This is a genomic window from Parasutterella muris (genome assembly GCF_009767915.1).
GTDB lineage: Bacteria > Pseudomonadota > Gammaproteobacteria > Burkholderiales > Burkholderiaceae_F > Parasutterella > Parasutterella muris.
Map to the genome: position 1 here is coordinate 26,930 of NZ_WSRP01000005.1, position 24,123 is coordinate 51,052.

Below are 24,123 nucleotides of genomic sequence, written 5' to 3' on the forward strand. Positions count from 1 at the left end.
CGGGGATTCTCATAACATGACTTCATATCTCTTTAAAAACGCAGGCCTTTATGCGCCTGAGCACAAAGGCATTAAGCAGATTCTCGTTGTTAATGACAAAATTATCGCTGTCGAAGATCAGATCAATGCTGATATTCCCGGTCTTGAAGTTGTCGACTTAGGCGGCGCGATTGTTGCTCCCGGCCTGATTGACCAGCATATTCACGTCACGGGCGGCGGCGGAGAGGGCGGTCCTCTGACTCGCGCTCCCGAGCTGAACTTCTCCGAGCTCGTCGAAGCCGGTATTACCAGCTTTGTCGGTGTTTCCGGTACTGACAGCGAAACACGTCCGATTGAAGCCCTGATGGCAAAAGTCCGTGCGCTGACCAAAGAGGGCGCAACCGGCTGGATGTGGACTTCCAACTATCGTTATCCGCCGACAACAGTTACCGGCGACGTTAGAAAAGATCTTCTGACAATTCCCGAATGCTTAGGCGTTAAGATCGCGATGGGCGACCATCGCTGCTCTTTCCCGACAACTCAGGAAGTGCTTCGTGTTCTGTCTGACTGCCGTGTCGGCGGCATGATCTGCGGTCATGATTCTTATCTTCATGTTCACTTAGGTGATCTTCCGATCGCGTTTCCGGCATTTATGGAATGTGTCAAGACCGGCATGCCGATCAAACATATTCGTCCGACACACGTTGGTCGTCATCCTGAAGTTTTTGCTCAGGCGATCGCGTTTACTAAGGAAGGCGGCTATATCGACATTACAACCAGCGGCGGCAACTATATGGGCAGCGCTGCTGACGCATTTGTTATGGCGTTGGAAGAGGGTGCACCGATCGACCGCATTACCTTCTCGTCTGACGGTCACGGCTCCATGCCGAGATTTGACAAGAACGGCGAGATGATTGGTCTTACCGTCTGCAAAGTTTCCGACAACCTTCTGCAGCTTCGTGAATTAGCAGACAAGATTGGTTTAGAAAAAGCTCTGCTTCCGCTCACACGCACCATTGCTACGGCTCTTTGCCTTGAGAACAAGGGCGTGATTGAAGCCGGTAAAGACGCGGACCTCTTAGTTATGGACAAAGACCTCAAGCCGGTTCATCTGTTCATGAAGGGCCGTCAGGTCATGAAAGACTCCGAAGTCATCGTCAAAGGTGCCTTTGAAGAATAATTTTCTTTCTTGATTCACCAACGGGAGACATAAAAACTGCCTCCCGTTTTTTCGTGCCAAAATTTCTATTCTTGTGTGCAGACGGTCAAAAAATTCCGTCGAAGCCAAAAATTCTCACCGACGAACAATTCAGAAGTCTTCATGAGAGACAATAAATGTCCAGCAGAATAGGACATAGATTTTGCTTAGAAAACTAAGCTAATGACATAAATCATAGAATAATAAATTTATAACATATTGATTATACGATTAAAAAATAGTCATTACTCAACATAACTATTATTATGTTGAGTAATATTTTGGGATTTTTAGGCGTTAAATTTCATAATTCAATCTGTATTTTCATAATTTGAAGATAAATTCTCGCATTACAAAAATTATTTATCTAGTTGGCAATAACTCGGTAAAATGGGCAAAACATGTCAGAATGTTTCTTGTACAAATTGTTATTTCCATATAACTATTTTTTGTTTTTGCACTGCATTCAAATTTGGAGGAGTTATGTCAGCTAAAAAAAGTTTTTGGGTAGGACTGCCGATGCAGATGATGTACGGCTTGGTCCTCGGTGTCATTGTTGGGAGTATCGTCTCGAGTGAATTCGCTACGACATATCTCCAGCCGCTCGGCCAGCTGTTCATCCGTTTAATCCGCATGGTGGTTGTTCCCTTGGTTGTTGCAACCCTGATCGCAGGTTCTGCCGGTTTGGGCAACGCCAGTAAGATCGGCTCCATCGCTGTTAAAACGATTCTGTTCTTTGCAGTCACCACAGCGATTGCGGTAACGATCGGCTTGGTTGTCGCAAATGTCATGACTCCGGGTGTTGGTCTCACTATTTCCGTTGAGGGTCTTAAAGCTAAAGCAGCGGCCGCCCCTGCTCTTTCTCAAGTCCTTCTTGAAATCGTTCCGATTAACCCGATTGAAGCGTTCGCTAAGGGCAACATGCTTCAGGTTATTTTCTTCTCGATCTTCTTTGGCTTTTGTGTCTCTCTCATGGGTGACAGCGCCAAGATGCTGACAGACTTCTTCCAGAAAGTTGGCGACGTCATGATCCGCATGACCAATTACATCATGCTCTACGCTCCGATCGGCGTGTTCGGCTTGATTGCTTATACAGTGACACGCCATGGTCTTGCAGTTCTGCTTCCGCTTGGCAAGCTTATCCTTACTGCTTTCGTCGCAACAGCGATTTTCGTCGCAGTGACATATCTTCCGCTGGTCAAGGTTATCGGCCTCAAGATTTCCACTTTCCTGAAAGGCGCGTTTGAGCCCTGGCTCATCGGCTTTACAACCTGCTCTTCGGCTGCCGCACTTGCGGTTAACCTTGAAAGCGCAAGAAAGATGGGCGCTTCCAGAGCGATCGCCTCTTTTGCGATTCCGCTCGGAAATACCATCAACATGAACGGTACTTCCATCTACATGGGTGTTACTGCGGTCTTTGCTGCTGAAGTTTTCGGTATCGACCTTACACTCACACAGCAGTTCGAAATCGTTCTCATGGGCGTTCTTGCTGCCGTCGGTACAGCCGGTGTTCCGGGTGCCGGTCTTATCATGACAACACTGGTCTTCACAGAAGTCGGTATTCCTCTGGAAGCTGTCGCTCTGATTGCAGGTATCGACCGTATCCTCGACATGATCCGTACATCTGTAAATATTCTTGGTGACAACCTCACAGCTCTGGTTGTTTCTAAGTCTGAAGGCGTTCTTGGAAAAGAAAAGATGGACGAAGATACACAGATCTAATCTGCTGACTTCTTAGTTGTTAGAAAAACCGGGTCCATGCCCGGTTTTTCTTTGCTCTATATGAACAAAACGCTCTGCAGCTCACTTGGGATTTTGTTATGCTTTTCTCGTAAAACTGAGAAGGATAATTATGTTTCCGACCTTTTGGAGCCAGCTGGACAGCTATATTGAAAGCGGCCTGTATTACTTGGCGTCAACCTTTAATCTGACCGGCTTTTTTGCCGAACATAGAGACACGATCGACGACGGGCTTTCTATCATTTACGGTCTTCTAGACGCGATATTTGATATCGTTCCAAATCTGGTTTTCGGATTCTTCTATTAAAAGTAAAGCCGCTTCAGAGCGGCTTTATTGTTAATTAGAGTCCGAGTTTTTTAAGCAGTGCCTCTACATGCCCTTTGGCTTTTACGCCTCGCATTTCATCCATAAGCACACCCTCTTCGTTAATGACAAATGTGCTTCTTTCAATGCCTAAGTACTTTCTTCCGTACATACTCTTCATTTTGAGCACGCCGTATTCCTTACAGACCTTCGAGTCCGCATCGCTTAGGAGCGGAAACGTTAATGCCTTCTTTTCTCTGAAGTTCGCATGACTCTTTAGGCTGTCACGCGAAATTCCTAAAATCACAAAACCGGCGTTCTGAAAAGTCTTCAGAGCCGCTTCAAAGTCCATGGCTTCAAGACTGCAGCCCGATGTATTGTCTTTGGGATAAAAGTAAAGAACAACCTTCTTTCCAAGAAAGTCAGACAGTTTTACTTCGCCTCCCAGGTCGCTCGGAAGACAGAAGTTAGGCGCTTTTTCGCCGAGAACGGCTTTGCATTCGGACGGATCGATTTCCGCTACGGTGTTATTAGTCATATGGCACATTTTTGTACAGTTATCGCTTTGAAAATATTTTAAATTTTATCGAAGATGTATAGATTTTGCGGCTGTCGGAATTTTTCAGCTGGTCTTCCAATACAGGATTTTTATCTGCGGATCGAATAAAAACGTTCTGCCCGTCAAGAACAAAACTAACGACTCCTCCAACTTTTGAGCCTATGGCTTTCATAATTTCTTCAGGAATGGTGACTCTGCCCGATTCAGTAACCTGGACCGAAACGGTATTAAGGTAAGCTGTCATTGGCTCTCCACTATTCCTGTTGGTGGTGATTTTATGCTTCCCTGAGGATTTTTTTAAGATTGGCTGGGCCTATTTTGAGCTTTAAAATCAATAAAAAAGCCTCGAGAATGCTCGAGGCTTAAATAGATTTAATGAAAATTATTCCGGTCGCTTATCCATAGGATCATTCATTTTTTCCACAGGTGCGGGAACGATCGGTTCAGTCTTCTTTGAACTTGAGAAAAATCCTTTTTTAGGTTCAATCTTGGGTTCTTCCTTCTTAGGTTCCTTAACGGCCTTCGGCGCTGCTTCAATCGGGCTGCGGAAAGCGTTGAGGAAGAGAAGTAGACTCAGAACGGCCGCAAGTCCGCACAGACCGATCACCAGGTACCATTGCGGGAATGAGTACCTGATATTCAGGATCATAAGCGGAGTTTTTTCCGGAATGAAGAACCAGATGGAGCCGGACAGCGTTGCCCAGAAAATCAGGTTAAAGCCGAACACCCAGCGGGATGCGGGCCCTCTTCCCTTGACGCAGCAAACCGCAAAACCAAGGAAGAACAGCATCGCGGTAATAATGGCGTTTTCAACCTGAAGGAAGCCGGACCATCCGGTGTTCAGCGGTACATACTCGGATTCCTGCTCATGATTCGAAGCAATCGGAGCGGCTTCGGTCGGCACTGCAGTTTCTGTGCCGGCGGAAGATTTCGTCTGTTCGGATTTAGTTTCTTCCGAAGCCTGAGGCTCAGCGGCGGCAGTGTTTTCGGTCACGGTATTTTCAGTGGTCGGAATCGCCTGCTCCTTAGGTTCACTCACGGCAGACTGAACTGCGGCCGGTGCTGCTTTCTTTCTGAATATTGCAAAACGGTCTTTTTCGCTCGGCGCTTTCTTCTCTATAGCGACGATCATGTTCTCGGGTTCGAACACCGTTTCGCCTCTGGTATAGAGGAAATATCCGAAAAACGCGTGCAGCATCATCGCGATGAAACAGACTAATGCGAGAATAATCTTCATAAAATGAGTCCCTTGTAACAATATGCAAAGATTAGCACAGCATCCGACGAACGTTGCTTGTGATTCACTAAATTGAACTTAGCTTGGGAAGCAACTTACGAGTGACAAAACCTCTACAATGATCCTATTTATATTGGGGAGCCAGCCATGGACATTAAAAAAGACAATCAAATGTATATGACAATCGCTCATATCGCTTCTGAACGCAGTTACGCTAAGCGTCTCAAAGTCGGCTGTGTGATTGTGAAAAATCATTCGATCATTTCTTTCGGGTGGAATGGTATGCCGACCGGGTATGACAACTGCTGTGAATATGAAGTCGACGGAAAACTGGTCACTCGTCCCGAGGTTCAGCATGCCGAACTGAACGCGATCGCAAAACTTGCGCAGAATGGTTACTCCTCCAACGGAGCTTCAATATTTATTACTCGTTCCCCCTGCATCCACTGTGCGCTCCTCATTCAAAAGTGCGGCATCACAGAGGTTTACTACCATGAGAAGTATCGTGACGACTCCGGTATTGAATTTCTTAAAAAGGCGGGCATTAAGGTTGAGCAGCTATAAAAGACCTTACTTCACATATCTAAAAAATAGACTTGGAGGTCAATCCAAGTCTATTGCTTTTTTCCGAACTCCGACAACGTATCTCGAAGCCGACCGTTCGGGAAAAGGTCAGGCTCACACCTGACGCTTTTAACTCTTACTTCATTGCTCTTTTAACAGCATCAATACCGCTGTTGATCATGTCATTGAACTGGCCGGCGGTAATACCGGTATACTTTTCTTTAGTCTTTTGAACGGCAACATTAATGATGTCGCGCAGCTCGCCTTCAGTCAGACTGGAATATTTTTCCTTTGTCTTTTCGACGGCAGCATTAATCAGATCGTTGAGTTCGCCTTCTGTAACATCGCTTTCTTTGTCAATTGCACGCGGATCCTGAACATATTTGCCAACAGCGTTTTCAACGAGGTTAGATAAACCTTCGACTCCTTCTCCGCTCTTAGCTAGATATGCCATAGCTGCGTCATTGAGTTCCTCAGAAACTGTCACACTCCATTCAGCTTTTCCCATTTCGATCACTCCTTATGTTTAATCTTTTATCGGGACCTCTCTCGTCCCTTTGCAGGCAATATACTAAGGGAAAACGCTAGTATTTAATCCATTTTGAAACCAAAAAGGGCACGGAGCTGAATTCCGTGCCCTTCCGAGCCTTTTGCTGAAATCCGGATTATTCCAAGTATTGAGTGAGATTTAAAATCTTAGCCAGTTCTTCAACATTGTCAGCGGTTCCGAGCGATGCGTACTGCTTCAGTTTGTCGGCAGGGCTTGCCCCGTAAGTCATAGCCACCGAATCCGCTTTAGCGTTTGACGCCATCTGCATATCTAAAACCGAGTCTCCGATCATGACCATATCTGTGGTTTCGAGGCCCGATTCATCTGCAAGCGAATGCAGCATCATAGGGTTCGGTTTAGAAAAATTAGTATCCGCTGTCTGGACCGCTTCAAACAAATCACCGACACCTGTGATTTTGAAGACGCGTTCGACACCCGCCCTGCTTTTACCTGTCGCAATGGCAAGACGCCTTCCATCCTTATGCATATTGGTAAGCAGTTTGCGGAACCCGGGCACTAAGTCGAGCTGAGACTCCTGCTTCGCGTACCAATCCATATAGGCTTTAGTAAATTCGGCATAGCGTCCGGGCGGGCAATCTGCGCAGCAGATGCCGATGGAGTCCGAGCGATTCAGACCGATGGTCGAAAGAACCAGTTCGTCCGAAGGCTTGGGATAACCAAGTTCCACACTTGCGTGCTGATAGCCCTTCATGATTAGAGACGTTGTGTCCATCAGCGTTCCGTCCCAATCAAATACAAACAGTTGCCAGTCTTTATTTGCCATTTAGCTCACCAGTACGTCGTACTGTTCCTGCTGATATTCATGCTCAACGCTGAGCGTGATCGGTTTTTGAATTGCGTCGCCAAGCAGCGCCAGCGCTTCGCTTTCTTCATCCAGGAATAAATCAATAACGGCTTGATTTGCAAGGATTCTAAATTCTCTGGCACCGTCAAACTGATGGTGTTCGCGCAGGACTTCCCGAAGAATTTCATAGCAGACGGTACGCGCGGTTTTAATTTCGCCTCTTCCGCCGCATGTCGGACAGGTCTCACAAAGGACATGCGCCAGTGACTCACGTGTTCTCTTGCGGGTGATCTGCACCAGACCTAATGAAGTAAATTCCGATATGGAGATGCGGTTGCGGTCATTCAGTACGGCTTTGCGCAGTTCAGCGAGAACGCCGTCTTCATGAACTTTAGACTCCATGTCGATAAAGTCGACGATAATGATTCCGCCCAAGTTTCTCAGTCTCAGCTGCCGCGCAATGGCATGTGTCGCTTCGAGGTTTGTTTTGTAGATGGTGTCTGAGAAGTCACGTCTTCCGACAAATGCTCCGGTGTTGACGTCGATTGTCGTCATGGCTTCAGTCTGATCAATAATAAGATAGCCGCCGGACTTCAGATCCACCCTTCTGCTGAGCGCAGCTTCCATTTCTTTTTCCAGGTTGTACTGGTCAAAGAGCGGGCGTTCCCCTTCGTAAAGCTCCAATACTCCGCAGGCTTCCGGAACAAACTTTTGTCCGAAGTTCATTAAATCATTGAAAACAGATCTGCTGTCGACGATGATTTTGGAGGTTTTTTCTGTGAACAGGTCGCGAAGGACTTTCTGCTCAATGGACACATCGCAGTACAGCAGTGCCGGAGAATCCATGACGTGTGTTTTGTGTTCGATGTTCTGCCAGAGTTTCTCCAGGTATTTCATATCGTTTAAGAAATCTTCCTGGTGGGCATCTTCGCCGCTGGTTCGAACGATATAGCCGCCTTCTTTTGTGCCGCAGCTCTGTGACAGCAGTTCAATCTCTTCTTTGAGACGCTCTCTTTCTGCACCGTCTTCGATTTTTTGGCTGACACCGATATGCGAGGTGTACGGTAGATAAACGAGAAGTCTGCCCGCGAGACTGATTTCCGTTGTCAGACGAGCGCCCTTAGTTCCGATCGGATCTTTGGAGACTTGGACCAGAACGACTTGTCCGTCATGAAGCAGTTTCTCAATCGGGATGTTGCCGCCGTTCGCCTGATGTGACTGGCGCATATCGCCGACATGAAGAAAGCCTGCTCGCGGAAGGCCGATTTCCACGAACGCCGACTGCATGCCCGGCAGAACTTTGTCGACGATTCCGAGGTAGATGTTGCCTACCAGGGAAGCTTCGGCATTTCTTTCAATGCGCAGTTCCTGAATCACTCCGTCCTCCATAACAGCGACGCGTGATTCATGCAGCGCATTATTAATTAGTATTTCCTGCATATTTATCCTTTTTTTTTTGATATTAAAGATTTTAATCTTTGAAGCTCAAAATTGATAAGCAGTCAACATAAAAAGAAGATACTGTTGGATAATTGAACTGCTATGGATTTTGGAGATCGGCTTGTTCAAGTTTTTTTCTGCCGCAAAAGATGACAACACTGCAGCCTCTTTTTCAGAGGACGAAGCCCGAGATTTAATTTGGGCAAAAGCTCTGGAAGAAAAAGCGCTGAAGAGTCAGGACGCCGACAATTCTGCGTTTAGAGAGATCACGTCTCAGACTGCGCATGAACTCGGCGAAGGAGCCTCCTACTCCAAGTTTCTGGATGTTCGGGCCGGACATGTGATTGAGTTCATCAAGACAAAAATCGGAAAAGCCGCGAATGAGCCGAAACTGATTCCGTTTAGACCGTTCTTTTGGGGACTCGCCGTAGTTATGTTTGTGGGCGGAGTGCTGACAAACGAATTTTCGGTGACCGGAAACAAGATCAACCTTCTCTATCCGCCGCTCTTAGGCGTCATTCTCTGGAATATTTTTATTTACTGTGTGCTTTTTGCGAATTTTCTTCTAAATCGAGGCAAAAAACCTTTCATGGGAATCGGAATTCGCAGAGCGCTTGGCAGTCTTTTTCAGAAAATTCAGACTCGCGGTGCCGGACACGATTCGGCGCTTTCCGCGTTCTATCAGGAATGGCTCGTCATGCAGGGTCCGCTTCTTAAAACGCGGGTTGCGGAGATGTTCCATTTCGCGGCGTTTGCTTTTGGACTCGGCTTAATCGCCTCCATCGGTATTCACGGCTGGGGCACTGAGTACACCGTCGGCTGGGAAAGTACCTGGCTTGCGGATAAACCTGCTTTTGTCGCTGCTGTGATTAAACTGTTTTACGGTCTGGTTCCGTTTAATTCTGAGCTTTTTTCCTCTCTGACTCCGGAGGCTGCGGCTCTGATGAATTTTTCTGCAGGCCGAGGCGTCAATGCGTCTCCCTGGCTTCTGCAGATGTTTTATGTTTTATCCGCAGTTGTTTTGATTCCGAGAGTTTTGCTTACGATTTACTCCTCTTTGAAGGCCGGATTTCTGCGCAAACACTTTTCTATTAATCTAGAGAGTCCTTATTATTCAAATATTCTTCGCCAGTGGAAAGGCAAAACTATGCTGATTCAAGTTATTCCGTTCTCTTATCCTTTAAACGTCTCTGTGAAGCAAGGCATTGAGCATCTTGCTCAGTCGCTTCATCCTGAGAACTCGAAGATTGTTTTCTCAGAGGCCGCGCACGAGGATACGAAACTTCCGGATTTAGGCGGAGCTGAACAAACGGAAGCGCTAGCCGTTTTTGCGATGACTTCCACGCCTGAAGCGGAGGTTCAGGGTAAATTTATTCAGGAATTAAAGAAGAAATCTCAGGCGGCTTCCGCTTTTATGCGAATTATCGTGGACACGTCCGGTTTTGAGGCAAGGTTTGCCAACACGCCGCAGAGAATCCGAGAAAGAAAGAAAAATTGGTCAGATTTTCTGGATAAATACGGCGTTAGCTTTGCCTTTGTGAATTTAACGAATGCCGACATTAACGAAGCTGCCAAGCAGTTTGAGCAAATTTAAAAGGAATATTGATGAGTACGGATCTTCAGAAAATTAACTTATCTTTAGTCAGTCATACCAATGTCGGCAAGACCACTTTAGCCCGAACACTGCTCGGTCGGGACATCGGCGAAGTCGGAGATAGGTCTCACGTCACAACGGAACCCGAGGATTATGTTCTGCTTCGCGCGCCGGATGATTCTCAGCTGATTCTCTGGGACACACCGGGATTTGGCGACAGTGTTCGCTTGGCCAATCGTCTGAAAGGAAGAAGCAATCCGATCGGCTGGTTCACCAGTGAAATTTGGGATCGTCTGACAGATCGTTCTCTTTGGCTGAATCAGCAGGCGATCAAGCATGTACGCGACATCTCCAACGTTATTCTGTACCTCGTAAACGCGAGTGAATCTCCGGAAGCGGTTCCCTATGTGAAATCCGAAATGGAGATTCTTTCCTGGATTAATAAGCCCGTTATTGTTCTGCTGAACCAGATGGGCGAAGTTCGTCCGCCGGAGCAGGAAAAAGCGGAAGTTCAGGTATGGAAAGACTTCCTCAGCAGCTATCCTTTCGTTAAGGAAGTCATGCCTCTGGATGCCTTTGCGCGCTGCTGGGTTCAGGAGTATGAACTTTGGAAGCAGATTGAAAACTGTTTGCCTGACAATGAAAAAGCGGCTTTTGCTTCTCTTCATACCGCCTGGGTGCGTCAGAAGACGGCGGTCTACTCTTCTTCGATTGATGCGATGGCGGCCTATCTCGTCAAAGTCACCAACGATAAGGAACTGCTTCAGAGTCAGTCTCTGATTGATCGACTGCGCGCGATCGGCCGTACCTTTGGTTTTATCAAAAAAGATATTAATGGCGCCATGAAGGACGCCCAGGTTTCTCTGTCTACGAGGGCCGCGGACGGCCTTTGCAGTCTGACGCAGAAACTGATTGAAATTAACGGACTTGAAGGCAAAGGTACAAAGAACGAAATTCTCAGAAGAGTTCGTGAAGGCTGGGAAACTCAGGAATCCGTCGATCCGAAAGCGAGTGCCTTGATCGGTGCAGTCGCGGGCGGAGCCATGACCGGTCTTGCAGCGGATATTGCGACCGGAGGACTTTCGCTTGGACTTGGCGCGCTTGGCGGCGCAATTGTGGGCGCGGTTGGCGGAGCCGGAGTCGCAGCCGCATATAACATTAAGAAAGGTTCCAAAGAAAACATTATTACCTGGAGTCCGGAAGCAACGAAAGGTTTTGTGATTGAAACGGTACTGCTCTACTTAGCCGTCGCTCATTTCGGCAGAGGCCGAGGCGAATGGGAATCGAGCGAATGTCCGGCCTTCTGGAAGGATCTTACTCAAAAAGTACTTGACGAGCAGAAAGTCGATTTTAAAGAGATCAAAGAGAAAGCTCAGAACGCGGATCAGCTTCGCGGCGAATACAGCCGAATTCTGAATGCGGTGCTGAAGGAAATTTTTAAAGATCTTTACAACGTTTCCATTTAATTAACCCGTTACGGTCCGATTTGAGCTCCGCTTTTGCGGAGCCGGGGTATTTTGTCTTTATTTAATTTTTTATTGACAGTGGGTAAAGTGTTTAGTTTTTATTATTTCATAATGTGAAATCTCCTTTCAAAAGTCAATGCGCACGGGACTTTCCGAAGACTGTACGTTAGCATCAGATTTTTGAAATTATTAATGATTAGAATGTATGAAACGATTTAACTAAACCTTTAAGAACGCTTAACAGCAAAGGAAAAATATGACGGACAAGAAAGATCAGCTCCGCGGCGTAGATCGCTTAAGAAACCCGTGGATGAACAAAGGCAGCACCTTTACAGAAGAAGAAAGAGATAAATACGGTTTGAGAGGTCTTCTTCCTCCGAGAGTCTGCTCCTTTGACGAGCAGGTTGAAAGACTGACCGACATCATCGGTTCTTACAAAGCTCCGATCAACAAGTATCAAGTACTTGAAGGTGTTCACGCAAGCGACGAGTCTCTGTACTTTGAACTTCTGGTTCGCAACATTGATGAGTATCTTCCGATTGTTTACACACCGACCGTCGGCGAAGCCTGTCAGAAATTCAGTCATATTTTCCGCTATGCCCGCGGTCTCTATGTTTCCGCAGAGGACAAAGGTCGAGTTCGTCAGTTAGTCGCCAATGTTCCGCATCAGGATGTTGACATTATTGTTGTGACGGATGGTCAGAGAATTTTAGGTCTTGGTGACCTGGGTGTTAACGGTATGGGTATTCCTATCGGAAAACTGGCCCTCTACACTGCCTGCGCCGGTGTCAATCCGCAGAAAGCCCTTCCCGTCTGCATTGACGTTGGTACCAATAATGAAGAGCTGCTTGCCGATCCGCTTTACATGGGTCTTCGTCAGCACCGCGTCACCGGTCCGGCCTATGATGAACTGATTGCTGAATTTGTTGCTGCCGTTCGCGAACGCTGGCCCCATGTTGTGATTCAGTTTGAAGACTTCCACAACAGTCATGCTTATGACCTTCTGGACTACTGGAAGGATCGCATCCCCTGCTTCAACGATGACATTCAGGGTACAGCTTCTGTAGTTGTTACCGGTATGTTCTCCGCGATGCGTGCTCTTAAGCAGAAGCTTTCAGATCAGAGAATTCTGTTCTTAGGCGCAGGTTCTGCCGCCACCGGTATTGCTCATCTGATAGCCGACGCAATGGTTGAAGAAGGTGATACACGTGAAGAAGCTCTTGCCAGAATTCGTCTCTTTGACTCCAAGGGTTTAGTGACTAAGAAGCGTGAAGCTGCGATTTCGTCCGCAAAGATGCCGTTTGCCGGAGAGGACGAACCGGCCGTTTCTTTACTTGAAGCGGTCAAGGAAGTCAAGCCGACCGCGATCATTGGTGTTTCCGCTCAGGGCGGCGCCTTCACAGAAGAAGTGCTGCGTGAGATGGCAAAACTGAACGATCGTCCGATTATTTTTGCGCTGTCCAACCCGACATCCAAAGCGGAATGTACCGCTGAAGAAGCCTACCGCTACACTGACGGCCGCTGCTTATTTGCCTGCGGTTCTCCGTTCAAACCGGTAGAAATCAACAGTAAGACTTTTGTGCCGCGTCAGGGTAACAACCACTATGTATTCCCGGGCATCGGACTTGGCTGCATCTTTACAAAATGCACTCGCATTCCGAACGAAGTCTTCCTGGTCGGTGCGAAGACATTAGCTGATTTAGTCAGCGAAGCCGATCTGGAACGCGGTTCTCTCTATCCGCCGCTGACAGAAGTTCGTTCGATTGCTGCCGAAATCGGCGCAGCTGTTGCCGAGTACCTCTTTGACAAAGGCCTGGCAACGGTCGAACGTCCTGCCGATCTGAAGAAAGCGGTTCGTGATTTCATGTGGAATCCGAAGAATCCGCACTTCATTGCAGAGTAATTTTTAAAAAGCCGGCGCTAACCCAGAGCGCCGGTTTTAAAAACAACGGGTATTAAAGTTAAAGAGAATTAGCCGGAAATTTCCGGCTTTTTTCATTTTTACGGTATTAATAAATCTCAGCTGATCCTTAAATTTAAAGGGGGATACAAGAAATTTAAATTGTACCCTATTGTCTCAAATTACAGTCGAATGATTCGAGCGCTTCAGAGAAATTAAAACCACTGATTAAGTTTCTCATCTAATGTTTGTAGACAGTGAGCCTTTAAATTTATCAAATAGTTACAATTTGACTCTTGTTCACTCTAATTTTATTGATGTCTCTTTCGGGCTTATTTTTAGAAATAATTTTTTGTGCGACTGTCTAACATTTAAAAACTCAAGAAATATTTCGTATATTAATTTATCCTTCCGTATTGTGAAAAATCTTCTGATCAACGGCAAATCTTTCTATCTGTGTTTCTGAAGCATTGAAATACTTTTGTGCTAGTTCGGCAGTTGAAAATTGGTGCTTCTAAAACCGGTCTTAATATTCTGGCTGTGTTCAGTGAGAGCGCAACAGTCCCAGCTCAAGTTTTAGGAAATAAAAAAGGGAGCGACCGGCTCCCTATTCTGGAATTTTATTTTTCGGTTTGTGACCTCGCCTCTTCTTTGACGAAGTAAGAAATTCTCCACTTGAAAATGACACATGCCATTCTCAGTGCAACAATGAAGAACATACCGAGCCAAAGGGAAATGTCAACAGAAACTTTAAGTTCCAAAAGCAGGATGTAGAACCAGCATCCGATAAAACCGACAACCGCATAAGGCTGGCGGTCAGCAACGACTCCTGGCATTTGGTTCAGGAAAACATCTCGCATCAAACCGCCGAAGACACCGGTGATACATCCGATGATGACAGAAGACAACCATGGAACTCCGGCTGCTAAAGAAAGAGAGGTGCCAGAAATACAGAAAATACCGAGACCGATCGCATCCGCAAAAATGTACCAAGCATGTGCACTCTTCCGTTTCTGGAAAAAGCGATAGATGTAAGGCGCCAGGAAACAGATGATGAAACAAGCGACTACGTAAAGTTCGTGGTCAATCCAGTAGAACGGCCGACGGTCAATTAAGATGTCACGAAGAAGACCTCCGCCGAAAGCGGTGGAAAAAGCGACAATAAAAACACCCACCGGGTCAATTCTTCTTTTCATTCCTTCGAAGACACCGGACAGCGCAAAAGCAACGATTCCGACAAAGTCAAAGACCGGAATAAGCGCATTGAGCGCTTTAATATCGATTTCCATATTAGTTCTTCACGTAAAAATTTACGCACGAATTTAATCTATATTTACTCTAAATGCACTAAGTAAAAACCATGGCATTTCATTGAATTTACTAATAAAAATGATGGGTTTTGTAAAAATTTACGTAGCTTGCTATTCAACGGGAAAATTTACGTTCGTTGATATTTTGGTGATTATCGGACGGCTAATATTTAAAAAATATTAAGCCGGAAGACGGCATTTTTACCAGGTTTGGCAGTGCTTCTTGGCCATGAATTATGTCGTTTAAGCTCATCTAAATAATTTATATAAATCAGCTAATTACCTGATCGGTTGTAAATATATTTTTTCTCCCGATAGGGCCTTATGCGGTCGAAATCTTAGATTTTTGAATAGAATTAAATAAACAGACATAAATTCATTTTAAAACAATGAGATATTAATCATTACATTTAGCTAGCTACGCGACGATAAAAATTAACTTTTTTAGAAATCAGTCGATAAAGTATTCAACTTGATGTAAAAAAATAAGGAGCGTTTTATCTCCTTATTTTCTTGATAAATCAACAGTTAAGGTCTAACTTTACCGACATATCTGCCGGAACTGTCATAAACGCTGCCGTTGTCTTTTATCTGACCTTTGTATCTGCCCTGAGAATCATAGGCTCTTCCGTCTTCGGTCATTTTTCCTTTATATCTTCCCTGATTGTCGTAGACTCTGCCGTTATCCATTTTTCCAGTGTAGCGGCCTTGAGAGTCATACGCTCTTCCGTTCTGGTCAACCTTTCCTTGGTATCTTCCATTACTGTCATAGATTCGACCACTGTCATCCATCTTCCCTTGGTATCTTCCATGAGAATCATAAAAACGTTCAGCTGAAAGACTCGTACCCATTATGATGAAAAGTGACATTAGGGAGACAAAAAATAAAAATGCCCATTTTTTCATATGTTCTCCAAGTTCCTTGCTCTAATTTAATAATAGTTTTTCGATACCTTTAAAGTCGTGAGATGAAAACCTATACATCGTCCTATATAAACGATTTTCTTAAAGGCCGTGCGGCTCATTTTGAGTATCCTTCGCCATAGACATTGTACCCCTCTAAAACGCCCCCCAAAAGTTACATGTTAACTAGTGTGTCTTTATTTGAATCAAGATATAATTTCTTAATACGCAGAGAATATTAAATATTTTTCCCATCTAACCTTAGATTATTAAACTTTGTTTCCAAGAGAGTAATCATGGATATTCTTATCAAACCATCCCAGCTGGAAGAAAGCGCAAAAATCGGTGCGGCCATTAGACATACTATTCACGAGGAGCCGGAACTCGGGCTTTATCTTCCTAAAACTCAGGAAAAAATTGTGAAAGCTCTGGAATCATTCGGAGTTAAGAACTTTTCTACTTTTGTCGGCGGTAATGATGTTACAGGTGTGGTCGCTGTGATAGAAGGTAATCGTCCTGGAAGAACGATCGGACTTCGTGCGGATTCTGACGCTTTGCCTCTTGATGAAAAAACATGCGCTCAATGGCAGAGTAAATCAGAAATGAAAATGCATGCCTGTGGTCATGACGGTCACGTGGCCACCCTGCTTACGTTGGTTCACTACCTGAATCAGCATCGGGATTTTGCCGGAAAAATTGTCGCGGTTTTCCAACCGGGCGAAGAAGGCTATGCCGGCGCAAAATATATGCTCGAAGACGGACTCGTCGAGAAATTTGGAATTGAAGAATTTTATGCACTTCACTGCGAACCGAGTGTTGATGTCGGTAAAGTCGGATTTATTTCCGGTTACGCTACTGCGAATGCAGATGTCTTCAAAATTAAATTTACCGGAAAAGGCGGACACGGTTCACGCCCTCATTTGACTAAAGATCCTCTGATCGCTGCATGTCAATGTGTTCTTTCACTTCAGACGATTGTTGCAAGAAATGTGGATCCGAGTAAATCCGCAGTTGTTTCCGTCGGATGTGTTTCTGCCGGAGAACCTTCCGGCTCCAGTGTTGTTCCGGATCATGCTTACATTGTCGGAACCTGCCGCTCTTTCGAACCTGAAGTTCAGGACACCCTGATTAATAGAATGCAGCAGGTCGTTGACGGAACCGCTCAGGTTTTTTGTATGGAGGGGAAATTGGAATATAAGAAACTCTACCCTGCCATGTTTAATAATCCGAAGAATGTTGCCGAAGCCAGAAGACTCGCTGAAGAAGTTCTTGGGAAAGACAATGTTGTGACCAAAGAAAGAACAATGGGCGGTGAAGACTTTTCATTTATGCTTCTCGCAAAACCCGGTTGTTTGTTCCGACTCGGTATGAAAGATGAAACTCATTCGGCTTCCGTCCATAATCCTTATTTTGATTTCAACGATAAAGCCATTGCTACCGGTGCCGCCACTCTGCTTTCCATTGCTTTGAACAGAGCCGCCGGTCAGCCGTTGTAATTTTTTCAAAGCTAAAAAGAGCATCGGTAATTCCGGTGCTTTTTTATTACACATAGTCATATGAATGTCACAAATAAAATATAAAATGAATTTATTAAAGAAATATAAAGGAGGGTCATATGAGAATTCTTCTTCCGATTGATGGAAGTATCTATAGCGATAGAGCAATTGAATATATCTGTAATAGAAGCGCACTCAGAGAAAAAACAAATACTCTTTATCTTCTGAATGTCCAGAAAAAGGTTCCGGCTAAGGCTGCTCAGATAATCGAAAAAAATGAACTAGAAGGAATTCTCGACGATGCCGCAAAAGAAGTTCTTCGTCCTGCAAAGAAAGCACTTGAAGCTGCCGGTTATAAAGTAAAGACTAAAGTTGCATACGGTAAGGCGACAAATCGCATCGTTGAGTATGCAAAAGAAATCAAAGCGAATTTAATCGTTATGGGCTCGCACGGGCGCACACCGGTAAAAAATGTTCTTTTTGGATCAAAGACATCCGCTGTGATTGCAAGCTGTAAGATTCCGATGCTGGTGATTCGTCATAAATTCAAAGATGAACCCGGAGCGATGCAGGTCGGCGTCTGCCTCGACGGATCGGAATACTCTCAGTCGGTAATGAATTATATTATCGATAACTTACCCCTCTTTGGAAAAGAACCGACTTTCCATCTGGTGAATGTCGTGACTCCGTACAGCGGAATTTTGATGCCCGGTGTTTCAGCGTTTGGCGGACCTGCAATGACGGCAAAAGAATTTGAGTCTGAGCAGCGCAGTCCTTTTGTGGATGCAGCTAAGCCCTTCTACAATAAATTGAGATCCGAGGGATACAATGTTGTGATTGCTGAACTTAAAGGAGATCCGTCAGAAGAAATTTCCAAGTATGCCGATGAGAAAAAACTCGGACTTCTGGTCATGGGTACGCATGGCGGCGGAATGATTCGAATCATGATGGTCGGATCGACAACAATGCGTGTTGCATGTATGACAGATCTTCCGATTCTGCTGATTCACAAAGAGAGTGTGTCTAAAAAATCAAAAACGGATAAAAAGTAAATCTACACGAACTTTTAGGAAATAAAATTTAAGGCCGCATTTGTTTGCGGCCTTAAATTTATTTCGATAAATCAGAGATCTAAAAGTCTTTCTTCGCCACAGTAAATATTGGCCCTACCTTCTCGGCAGAAAGCGCAAAGTGTCAGTCCGCATTCTTTAGCCAGCGATAAAGCGCGATTTGTCGGAGCCGAAACCGCAAATAAAATTTCCACGCCGCAGACTGCCGCTTTCTGAACCATTTCATAGGAAGCGCGTGAACTCATGAAAATCACACACTCCTTCCAGCCCAATTTTGCGCGTAAGCCAAGTAGTTTGTCCATTGCAACATGCCGACCAACATCTTCCGCTCCTCCGAGAAAATTTCCCTCATAGTCGAACGCCATCATGGCATGAGTGCTTCCGGTTTTCGCTCCGATTTTCTGAACTTCACGGAATTTTTCCATGGCGCTTGAGTAGCGGCTCATACGAAAATATGCGGAATGCGCGAGTTTTTCGACCGGCAGATTGACGGCTTCTAAACTTTCAACACCGCATATGCCGCATCCGGTTCTTCCAACCATGGAACGGCGATGGTCTTTAAGTTTAAAAAAGCAGCGCGGAGAGATTTCAAGATCCACGATATAGCCGCATGAGCACCCCTCATGAACGGAAATATCATAGATATGAGAAATATCTGGAATAATCTTCTCGGATAGAGAAAATCCAATCGCGAACTCCTCGAGCATGTCGGGACTCGCCATCATGACAACATGAGAAATACCGTTGTAAACCAAAGAGATAGGAACCTCTTCCGCAACGTGATCTTCTTCGCGTTTGCCGCTGGGCCAGCGGATAATCGGAACGGGCCGGCTCGGCGGAACAAGTACTGTTTCTTCCGGATCGGCTTCGTTCATTGTTGGTTCATTTGACATGTACTGTTTTCTTTTTTCGCCAAAAAAGGTTCAGCCCCTTCAGCGGATAGTTGTTTAACGACAAAGACAATGATACCGAGAACTCTCCAGTCTCCGCTAGGCTGAATATACAAATTTGAGCGCTCTTTTGGCGTCTCTCCGTCATTGACAAAGCAGCGGATGGAGTAGCCGTTTGCTGTGTGAACGACGACCAAATCTCCCTGTTTCGGCTTTTGTGTGCGGTCGACGATAAGCAGGTCTCCGGCTTCGATGCCTTTTTCCTTCATTTCATCGTCATCGGCGATGCAGAACACCGTCTCTTCCGGATTTTTAATGAGGCAGCTCGATATCGGATCCCGCTCGTCGGATTTGAAATAGTTACCGACGGAAGTCAGGCTGGCAAGACTTTCCGGATTCGGGATGACAGCGCATTTATCAGGAGATTTAATGATCTGCTCTCTTATCCAGGAAGAGCCTCCAAGCTTATGAAGCTTGGCAATGAGCGGCGCAGTCAGAACCACAGTGGTTACTTTTGCCGCCCCAGCATATGGTCCGGGTTTTCTGCCGGATCCGGCTCTTTTACCGCCCCAACCGTTCTTTGTCGTCTTGGCTGTAATTTCATTTTTCATGGCTGTGGTCCTCCGAGCATCAGCTCATGATTAATGATAGTGATTTATTCGAACAAATGCTAATTTGTCTTCTTGTTTTGGACACGAGCGCAGGAAATTGCCTCTAAATTCTGGTAAACATCCACGAGAAGCCGAGTATCAATCATTGCGCCATGATACTTTCTACAGGTTCTGTCGATATTGAAACGATCCAGAAGGGCGTCAAGTGAGTTTTTCTGCCCCGGGAATAAGGATCGGGCCATCTTTACCGTGCATTTCAGGGAGCAGTCGGCTTCGGATAATGTCGGGAAGCCGTTCCTTTTCAATTCGGCATCAAGCATTGAGGAATCAAATGCCATATTGTGGGCGTACAGCTCCGCGCCCTCCAGAAAAAGGATGAGATCGTGTCCTATTTCTCTAAATGTCGGTTTATCCGCGAGAAATTTATTGTCCAACCCGTGAATTTTGCGGACGAACCAAGGTACATCTCTCTGCGGATTGATATAGGCATGGTAATTTGCCACCTCCTTGAGGTGTTCATCAACTTCGATGCAGCAGACCTCCACAATGCGGTCGCTGTACTTATTCATGCCTGTGGTTTCAGTATCTAAAAAGATTCTGCGGCGGCGGTTTACTCCGCCCTTATTCTCTAAATCCATACGGAGCTGGCCGTCCTTTACTGTTTCTGTTGTCATTATTCCGGCTGTTTTAACCCTTCGATAACCGCACACTTTCCATTTTCATGATCATCATGATGGCAATGCGCATGCAGTTTTTCGAGCTGCTGTTTGAGTTTAAGAAGTTCTTCGATTTTCTGGTCTATTGCTGTGAGATGATTCTCAATAATATTGTGCGCCTTAGAAAGCTCTTCACTTTTTGGAGAGTAAAGCTGAGAAACCAACAGTCTGATCTCCTCAAGCGAGATATCGAGCGCGCGGCAATGACGGATGAATGTCACTTGTTCTAAATGCTTATCGTTATAAATTCGATAGTTAGAAGAAGTGCGGGCCGGTTTCGGGAGGATTCCCTTTGCCTCATAAAACCGGATAGTTTCGACGGTACAACCGCTTAAATTGGCTAATTCACTTATCCGCATAAATACCTATAAAAAATCACTTGACTCTAAAGTAAGTTCAGGGTTTTTAATATGCGTATGTTATCAAATTGATGGATAAAAAAATGCCTCTAACAAACAATGACAAAAATCCGGCACAGAGTCTGAGTGAAAGCAGTTCACTTCAGAACGAGGCGGAGAAAGCGACTCAATCCTCCATCGCGCATGACCACGAAAAGGAACATGACCACTGCTGCTGCGGCCACGATCATGACCACGCTGAAAAGGAACATGATCACTGCTGCTGCGGTCACGATCATGAGCACGCCGAAAAGGAACATGACCACTGCTGCTGCGGTCACGATCATGAGCACGCCGAAAAGGAACATGACCACTGCTGCTGCGGTCACGATCACGACCACGCTGAAAAGGAACATGATCACTGCTGCTGCGGTCACGATCACGAGCAGGCAAAAAAAGAACATGACCACTGCTGCTGCGGACATGATCATGAGCACGCAGAAAAAGCGCATGATCACTGCCGCGGCCATGATCATGGCGGACATGATCACGGTCACTGCGGCTGCGGACATGACCACTCTCATGTCGAAAATAGTATGGATACCGACTGGGATGTCTCAGGCGTCACTCCGGATCAATACCGCCTCCTTTTCTCTGTACTCGGCGGTCTGGCCGGCGTTAAGGATGTCGGCCTCAATCCGGACGGCCTCAGAATTATCCATACGCCGGAAGCGCTGCCCTCAATCGAAAAAGCATTTCAGGCAAACGGTCTTAAACTGAAGCGAAACGTCGATCAGACAAAAGAGACCTCTCAGATTCATATCGCTCAAATGGATTGCCCGACGGAAGAAGGCTTAATTCGACAAAAATTGGGCAAAATGAAGGGCGTCGGCGGTCTCCAGTTCAATCTGATGAACCGTGTTCTGACGGTTTCTTATCCACCCGGAACTCTGCCGGAAATTCTAGCGGCCATTAGATCTTTGGACTACACGCCCGAAGTGATTGACGGAAAAAAGACCCAGGCTCTGTCTGAATTTAAACCGACTCAGATTCCCTGGTGGAGATATATTCTTGCTATCGTGGTCGCTGCCGGCTCCGAAGTATCGGAACTTCTCGGCGCAAACGAATACCTGACGCTCGCACTCGCCATTATCGCGATCGTTATGGTGGGACTCGGGACCTACAAGAAAGGCATTATCGCCATCCGAAATTTCAACTTCAATATGAACGCCCTGATGTCCGTGGCGGTCACCGGCGCTCTTATCATCGGTTCTTGGCCGGAAGCCGCTATGGTCATGGTGCTTTTCGAATTGTCTGAAGCGATCGAACAGCTCTCTCTGGATAAGGCCAGAGGCGCAATCCGCTCGCTCCTTTCCTTAGCGCCTCAGACCGCAAACGTCCTGAAAAACGGTAAGGTTGTTGAAATTCCGGCTAATGAAGTCAAGGTCGGAGACGAGCTGCGCGTCATGCCCGGTGAGCGTCTTGCCGTGGACGGCGTCGTCGTCAAAGGATCAACCTCCATCGACCAGTCCCCGATTACGGGCGAAAGTATGCCGGTTGAAAAGAACCCGGGCGATCAGGTTTTTGCAGGCACGATCAATAAGAACGGAGAAATTCTCTACAGAGCGGAATCTTCTGTGGCGGATTCTATGCCTTCGCGCATTATCTCTGCCATCGAGTCGGCTCAAAGCTCAAGAGCTCCGACACAGCGCTTTGTCGATAAATTCGCCAAAATCTATACACCGACCGTTTTCGTTATTGCGCTGTTCTGCGCGATCGTGCCCCCGCTTTTCTTCCAGCAGGATTGGCTCGAGTGGATCTATAAGGGGCTCACGCTGCTTGTGATCGCCTGCCCCTGCGCTTTGGTGATTTCAACCCCGGTCACCATTGTTTCTGGTCTTGCCGCAGCCGCCAGACGCGGCATCCTAATCAAGGGCGGTGTCTACCTCGAAAAAGGCAGAACCCTGAAGAGCGTCGCCTTCGATAAAACCGGTACGCTTACCAAAGGCAAACCTTCGGTTCTGGTTTATGAGACCGTAGATCTGAATGCGGATTCAGCAGCAATTCTTAAACTAGCTGCGGCGCTTGCTTACCGCAACGATCATCCGGTCAGCAAGGCGGTGGCGGAACTTGCGGCTTCCAAGGCGATTCCGCGTGAGGATGTCTCCGAAGTACACGGTTTCTTCGCGGTCCCCGGACAGGGGGTTGTCGGAGAAATCGACGGCACGGAATATTACCTCGGCAACATTAAAGGACTCGATCGCTATCTGCTTCAAAGCCAGATGGTCCGTGATAAGGTCTCTGTGCTCGCAAACAACGGATGCTCTCCTCTGATCCTTGCCTCTTCTAAGAAAGTACTGGCTTATTTCGGCGTCGCCGATTCGATTAAGGAAACTTCGCCTGAAGCGCTGAAGAGCCTTAAGGAGCTTGGTATTAAGACAATCATGCTGACCGGAGATAACGATAAAGCGGCTAAAGCGGTTGGCAGCAAGGTCGGAGTAGACCGTGTCAATGGAAATCTTCTTCCGGAAGAAAAACAGCAGCTTGTCCAGCAGATTGCTAAGAAAGAGCCTGTCGGTATGGTCGGCGACGGTATTAATGATGCTCCTGCCCTGGCCCGAGCCGACATCGGCTTCGCAATGGGCGCCGCCGGTACCGATACCGCGATCGAAACTGCGGACGTCGCACTGATGGACGACGATCTGCGCAAACTGCCGGAATTTATCCGTCTTTCCAAACGGACCTACGCTCTGCTGATGCAGAACATCGCTATCGCGCTCGGCATTAAGTTTGTATTCTTTATCCTGACGCTTGTCGGAATCGGAACAATGTGGATGGCGGTATTTGCCGATACCGGAACTTGTCTGATTGTTGTCGCTAACGGAATGAGAATGCTTCGCTGGCGCGGTTAACCGCCCATAGGCGCACAAAAGGCCGCCAATTTGGCGGCCTTTTGCTTAGACGGAAATCAATCAGAGTTCGCCGATACGCGCCATTCTGATCTGATTGCGGATCCAGGAGGAGCCGCCAAGCAGCTTGAGCTTGTCCTTTTCTTCCTGTCTTAAAAGAATTGTCGTTCTGACAAGCGGTTTGTCATCGAGCGCCGGACGGCCTCTTTTGGCAATTGCCCACTGCAGAGATAAAGAGCTTTCCAAGTCTCCTTTGTTCTCCTCTTCTCTGTGGAGGAAAGCCGCCAATCGAAGAATGTCGTCTTTCAGCTGAACCAGAGCGTCTTTGAAGTTCTCATTTTCTTTGGTTGTGTTGGAGGGAACATCGATCGGGAAAATTTCTTTCTCAGTTACCTTGGCGGATCCGAAGCAGCCGGCCTGTGTAAAGAAATAGGCATAGTAGAAACGGTCCTCACCGATATAGTCATTGTCATTGCGGCGAAGTTCGACTCGGACGTCGACGATGTTTTTCTTGAGCGTTACAGTCATGATGTGAACCTCCTTA

General features: G+C 46.4%; 23 protein-coding genes. 10 read left to right on the plus strand and 13 right to left on the minus strand.

Annotated features, from left to right (window positions below; all coding sequences use genetic code 11):
- Positions 1-16 precede the first annotated feature (16 nt).
- From iadA to E5987_RS02375, 3 genes are all read left to right on the plus strand, one after another.
- Positions 17-1,159: a beta-aspartyl-peptidase gene (gene iadA, locus E5987_RS02365; protein ID WP_160334485.1), complete on the plus strand. Its 1,143-nt coding sequence runs from the start codon at positions 17-19 to the stop codon at positions 1,157-1,159.
- A gap of 501 nt (positions 1,160-1,660) precedes the next feature.
- Positions 1,661-2,899 (plus strand): dicarboxylate/amino acid:cation symporter, encoded by a 1,239-nt coding sequence (locus tag E5987_RS02370; RefSeq protein WP_160334486.1) that lies wholly within the window; start codon positions 1,661-1,663, stop codon positions 2,897-2,899.
- A 130-nt stretch (positions 2,900-3,029) separates the two neighbouring features.
- Complete coding sequence (locus tag E5987_RS02375) at positions 3,030-3,224, plus strand: hypothetical protein (RefSeq protein WP_160334487.1); 195 nt, start codon at positions 3,030-3,032, stop codon at positions 3,222-3,224.
- A 34-nt stretch (positions 3,225-3,258) separates the two neighbouring features.
- On the opposite strand, the gene E5987_RS02380 is transcribed toward E5987_RS02375, so the two are convergent.
- From E5987_RS02380 to E5987_RS02390, 3 genes are all read right to left on the minus strand, one after another.
- Positions 3,259-3,759 carry a peroxiredoxin gene (locus tag E5987_RS02380; RefSeq protein ID WP_237178693.1) on the minus strand — a complete coding sequence of 167 codons (501 nt, stop codon included), beginning with the start codon at positions 3,757-3,759 and terminating at the stop codon, positions 3,259-3,261.
- Between the two features lie 19 nt (positions 3,760-3,778).
- Positions 3,779-4,024 carry an AbrB/MazE/SpoVT family DNA-binding domain-containing protein gene (locus tag E5987_RS02385; RefSeq protein ID WP_160334489.1) on the minus strand — a complete coding sequence of 82 codons (246 nt, stop codon included), beginning with the start codon at positions 4,022-4,024 and terminating at the stop codon, positions 3,779-3,781.
- Positions 4,025-4,162: 138 nt separating this feature from the next.
- Complete coding sequence (locus E5987_RS02390; protein ID WP_160334490.1) at positions 4,163-5,017, minus strand: hypothetical protein; 855 nt, start codon at positions 5,015-5,017, stop codon at positions 4,163-4,165.
- Between the two features lie 147 nt (positions 5,018-5,164).
- Between E5987_RS02390 and E5987_RS02395 the strand changes: the two genes are divergently transcribed.
- Complete coding sequence (locus E5987_RS02395) at positions 5,165-5,581, plus strand: deoxycytidylate deaminase (RefSeq protein ID WP_160334491.1); 417 nt, start codon at positions 5,165-5,167, stop codon at positions 5,579-5,581.
- Positions 5,582-5,717: 136 nt separating this feature from the next.
- Here E5987_RS02395 and E5987_RS02400 read toward each other — a convergent pair whose 3' ends face one another.
- The 3 genes from E5987_RS02400 to rng form a co-directional block, all read right to left on the minus strand.
- Positions 5,718-6,089 (minus strand): ribbon-helix-helix domain-containing protein, encoded by a 372-nt coding sequence (locus E5987_RS02400; protein ID WP_160334492.1) that lies wholly within the window; start codon positions 6,087-6,089, stop codon positions 5,718-5,720.
- Positions 6,090-6,246: 157 nt separating this feature from the next.
- Positions 6,247-6,915: an HAD family hydrolase gene (locus E5987_RS02405; RefSeq protein ID WP_160334493.1), complete on the minus strand. Its 669-nt coding sequence runs from the start codon at positions 6,913-6,915 to the stop codon at positions 6,247-6,249.
- A complete protein-coding gene (gene rng / locus E5987_RS02410; RefSeq protein WP_160334494.1) occupies positions 6,916-8,376 on the minus strand; it encodes a ribonuclease G in 1,461 nt (486 codons plus the stop codon).
- A gap of 121 nt (positions 8,377-8,497) precedes the next feature.
- On the opposite strand from rng, the gene E5987_RS02415 reads away from it, so the two are divergent.
- The 3 genes from E5987_RS02415 to maeA all read left to right on the plus strand — a co-directional run bounded on the left by E5987_RS02415 (position 8,498) and on the right by maeA (position 13,339).
- Complete coding sequence (locus E5987_RS02415; RefSeq protein ID WP_160334495.1) at positions 8,498-9,970, plus strand: DUF2868 domain-containing protein; 1,473 nt, start codon at positions 8,498-8,500, stop codon at positions 9,968-9,970.
- An 11-nt stretch (positions 9,971-9,981) separates the two neighbouring features.
- Complete coding sequence (locus E5987_RS02420) at positions 9,982-11,436, plus strand: GTPase domain-containing protein (RefSeq protein ID WP_160334496.1); 1,455 nt, start codon at positions 9,982-9,984, stop codon at positions 11,434-11,436.
- Between the two features lie 256 nt (positions 11,437-11,692).
- The gene (gene maeA / locus E5987_RS02425) at positions 11,693-13,339 is read left to right on the plus strand and encodes an NAD-dependent malic enzyme (protein ID WP_160334497.1); all 1,647 of its coding nucleotides are present in this window, start codon (positions 11,693-11,695) and stop codon (positions 13,337-13,339) included.
- A gap of 617 nt (positions 13,340-13,956) precedes the next feature.
- Here the strand turns inward: maeA and E5987_RS02430 are convergent.
- On the minus strand, positions 13,957-14,625 hold the full coding sequence (locus tag E5987_RS02430) for a trimeric intracellular cation channel family protein (RefSeq protein ID WP_160334498.1): 669 nt from the start codon (positions 14,623-14,625) through the stop codon (positions 13,957-13,959).
- Positions 14,626-15,174: 549 nt separating this feature from the next.
- Complete coding sequence (locus tag E5987_RS02435; protein ID WP_160334499.1) at positions 15,175-15,552, minus strand: 5-fold beta-flower protein; 378 nt, start codon at positions 15,550-15,552, stop codon at positions 15,175-15,177.
- A 293-nt stretch (positions 15,553-15,845) separates the two neighbouring features.
- Here E5987_RS02435 and E5987_RS02440 point away from each other — a divergent pair, with 293 nt between their 5' ends.
- Positions 15,846-17,045, plus strand: a complete 1,200-nt coding sequence (locus tag E5987_RS02440) for a M20 metallopeptidase family protein (RefSeq protein ID WP_160334500.1) — start codon at positions 15,846-15,848, stop codon at positions 17,043-17,045.
- Positions 17,046-17,164: 119 nt separating this feature from the next.
- Entirely contained in the window at positions 17,165-18,097 is a 933-nt protein-coding gene (locus tag E5987_RS02445; RefSeq protein ID WP_160334501.1) for a universal stress protein, read from the plus strand.
- A 71-nt stretch (positions 18,098-18,168) separates the two neighbouring features.
- On the opposite strand, the gene fdhD is transcribed toward E5987_RS02445, so the two are convergent.
- The 4 genes from fdhD to E5987_RS02465 are packed head-to-tail and all read right to left on the minus strand — an operon-like array spanning position 18,169 to position 20,691.
- Positions 18,169-19,008, minus strand: a complete 840-nt coding sequence (gene fdhD / locus E5987_RS02450) for a formate dehydrogenase accessory sulfurtransferase FdhD (RefSeq protein ID WP_237178694.1) — start codon at positions 19,006-19,008, stop codon at positions 18,169-18,171.
- Entirely contained in the window at positions 18,987-19,616 is a 630-nt protein-coding gene (locus E5987_RS02455) for a LexA family protein (protein ID WP_160334502.1), read from the minus strand. The genes fdhD and E5987_RS02455 overlap by 22 nt, the downstream gene beginning before the upstream one ends.
- Before the next feature lie 59 nt (positions 19,617-19,675).
- The gene (locus E5987_RS02460; protein ID WP_160334503.1) at positions 19,676-20,290 is read right to left on the minus strand and encodes an exonuclease domain-containing protein; all 615 of its coding nucleotides are present in this window, start codon (positions 20,288-20,290) and stop codon (positions 19,676-19,678) included.
- Complete coding sequence (locus E5987_RS02465) at positions 20,290-20,691, minus strand: MerR family transcriptional regulator (protein WP_160334504.1); 402 nt, start codon at positions 20,689-20,691, stop codon at positions 20,290-20,292. The genes E5987_RS02460 and E5987_RS02465 overlap by 1 nt, the downstream gene beginning before the upstream one ends.
- Before the next feature lie 575 nt (positions 20,692-21,266).
- Between E5987_RS02465 and E5987_RS02470 the strand changes: the two genes are divergently transcribed.
- The gene (locus tag E5987_RS02470; RefSeq protein ID WP_160334551.1) at positions 21,267-23,582 is read left to right on the plus strand and encodes a heavy metal translocating P-type ATPase; all 2,316 of its coding nucleotides are present in this window, start codon (positions 21,267-21,269) and stop codon (positions 23,580-23,582) included.
- A gap of 60 nt (positions 23,583-23,642) precedes the next feature.
- On the opposite strand, the gene E5987_RS02475 is transcribed toward E5987_RS02470, so the two are convergent.
- Positions 23,643-24,107 (minus strand): hypothetical protein, encoded by a 465-nt coding sequence (locus E5987_RS02475; protein ID WP_160334505.1) that lies wholly within the window; start codon positions 24,105-24,107, stop codon positions 23,643-23,645.
- Between the last annotated feature and the right edge of the window lie 16 nt (positions 24,108-24,123).

Excerpts from the sequence above, each read along its gene's own strand:
- E5987_RS02455 (WP_160334502.1), bottom strand. The coding sequence starts at position 19,616 with ATGAAAAATGAAATTACAGCCAAGACGACAAAGAACGGTTGGGGCGGT.
- E5987_RS02475 (WP_160334505.1), bottom strand. The coding sequence starts at position 24,107 with ATGACTGTAACGCTCAAGAAAAACATCGTCGACGTCCGAGTCGAACTT.
- E5987_RS02430 (WP_160334498.1), bottom strand. The coding sequence starts at position 14,625 with ATGGAAATCGATATTAAAGCGCTCAATGCGCTTATTCCGGTCTTTGAC.
- E5987_RS02405 (WP_160334493.1), bottom strand. The coding sequence starts at position 6,915 with ATGGCAAATAAAGACTGGCAACTGTTTGTATTTGATTGGGACGGAACG.
- maeA (WP_160334497.1), top strand. The coding sequence starts at position 11,693 with ATGACGGACAAGAAAGATCAGCTCCGCGGCGTAGATCGCTTAAGAAAC.
- E5987_RS02470 (WP_160334551.1), top strand. The coding sequence starts at position 21,267 with ATGGATACCGACTGGGATGTCTCAGGCGTCACTCCGGATCAATACCGC.
- E5987_RS02460 (WP_160334503.1), bottom strand. The coding sequence starts at position 20,290 with ATGACAACAGAAACAGTAAAGGACGGCCAGCTCCGTATGGATTTAGAG.
- E5987_RS02400 (WP_160334492.1), bottom strand. The coding sequence starts at position 6,089 with ATGGGAAAAGCTGAATGGAGTGTGACAGTTTCTGAGGAACTCAATGAC.
- E5987_RS02465 (WP_160334504.1), bottom strand. The coding sequence starts at position 20,691 with ATGCGGATAAGTGAATTAGCCAATTTAAGCGGTTGTACCGTCGAAACT.
- E5987_RS02435 (WP_160334499.1), bottom strand. The coding sequence starts at position 15,552 with ATGAAAAAATGGGCATTTTTATTTTTTGTCTCCCTAATGTCACTTTTC.
- rng (WP_160334494.1), bottom strand. The coding sequence starts at position 8,376 with ATGCAGGAAATACTAATTAATAATGCGCTGCATGAATCACGCGTCGCT.
- E5987_RS02420 (WP_160334496.1), top strand. The coding sequence starts at position 9,982 with ATGAGTACGGATCTTCAGAAAATTAACTTATCTTTAGTCAGTCATACC.
- fdhD (WP_237178694.1), bottom strand. The coding sequence starts at position 19,008 with ATGTCAAATGAACCAACAATGAACGAAGCCGATCCGGAAGAAACAGTA.
- E5987_RS02445 (WP_160334501.1), top strand. The coding sequence starts at position 17,165 with ATGAGAATTCTTCTTCCGATTGATGGAAGTATCTATAGCGATAGAGCA.
- E5987_RS02375 (WP_160334487.1), top strand. The coding sequence starts at position 3,030 with ATGTTTCCGACCTTTTGGAGCCAGCTGGACAGCTATATTGAAAGCGGC.
- E5987_RS02395 (WP_160334491.1), top strand. The coding sequence starts at position 5,165 with ATGGACATTAAAAAAGACAATCAAATGTATATGACAATCGCTCATATC.
- iadA (WP_160334485.1), top strand. The coding sequence starts at position 17 with ATGACTTCATATCTCTTTAAAAACGCAGGCCTTTATGCGCCTGAGCAC.
- E5987_RS02380 (WP_237178693.1), bottom strand. The coding sequence starts at position 3,759 with ATGACTAATAACACCGTAGCGGAAATCGATCCGTCCGAATGCAAAGCC.
- E5987_RS02440 (WP_160334500.1), top strand. The coding sequence starts at position 15,846 with ATGGATATTCTTATCAAACCATCCCAGCTGGAAGAAAGCGCAAAAATC.
- E5987_RS02385 (WP_160334489.1), bottom strand. The coding sequence starts at position 4,024 with ATGACAGCTTACCTTAATACCGTTTCGGTCCAGGTTACTGAATCGGGC.
- E5987_RS02390 (WP_160334490.1), bottom strand. The coding sequence starts at position 5,017 with ATGAAGATTATTCTCGCATTAGTCTGTTTCATCGCGATGATGCTGCAC.
- E5987_RS02370 (WP_160334486.1), top strand. The coding sequence starts at position 1,661 with ATGTCAGCTAAAAAAAGTTTTTGGGTAGGACTGCCGATGCAGATGATG.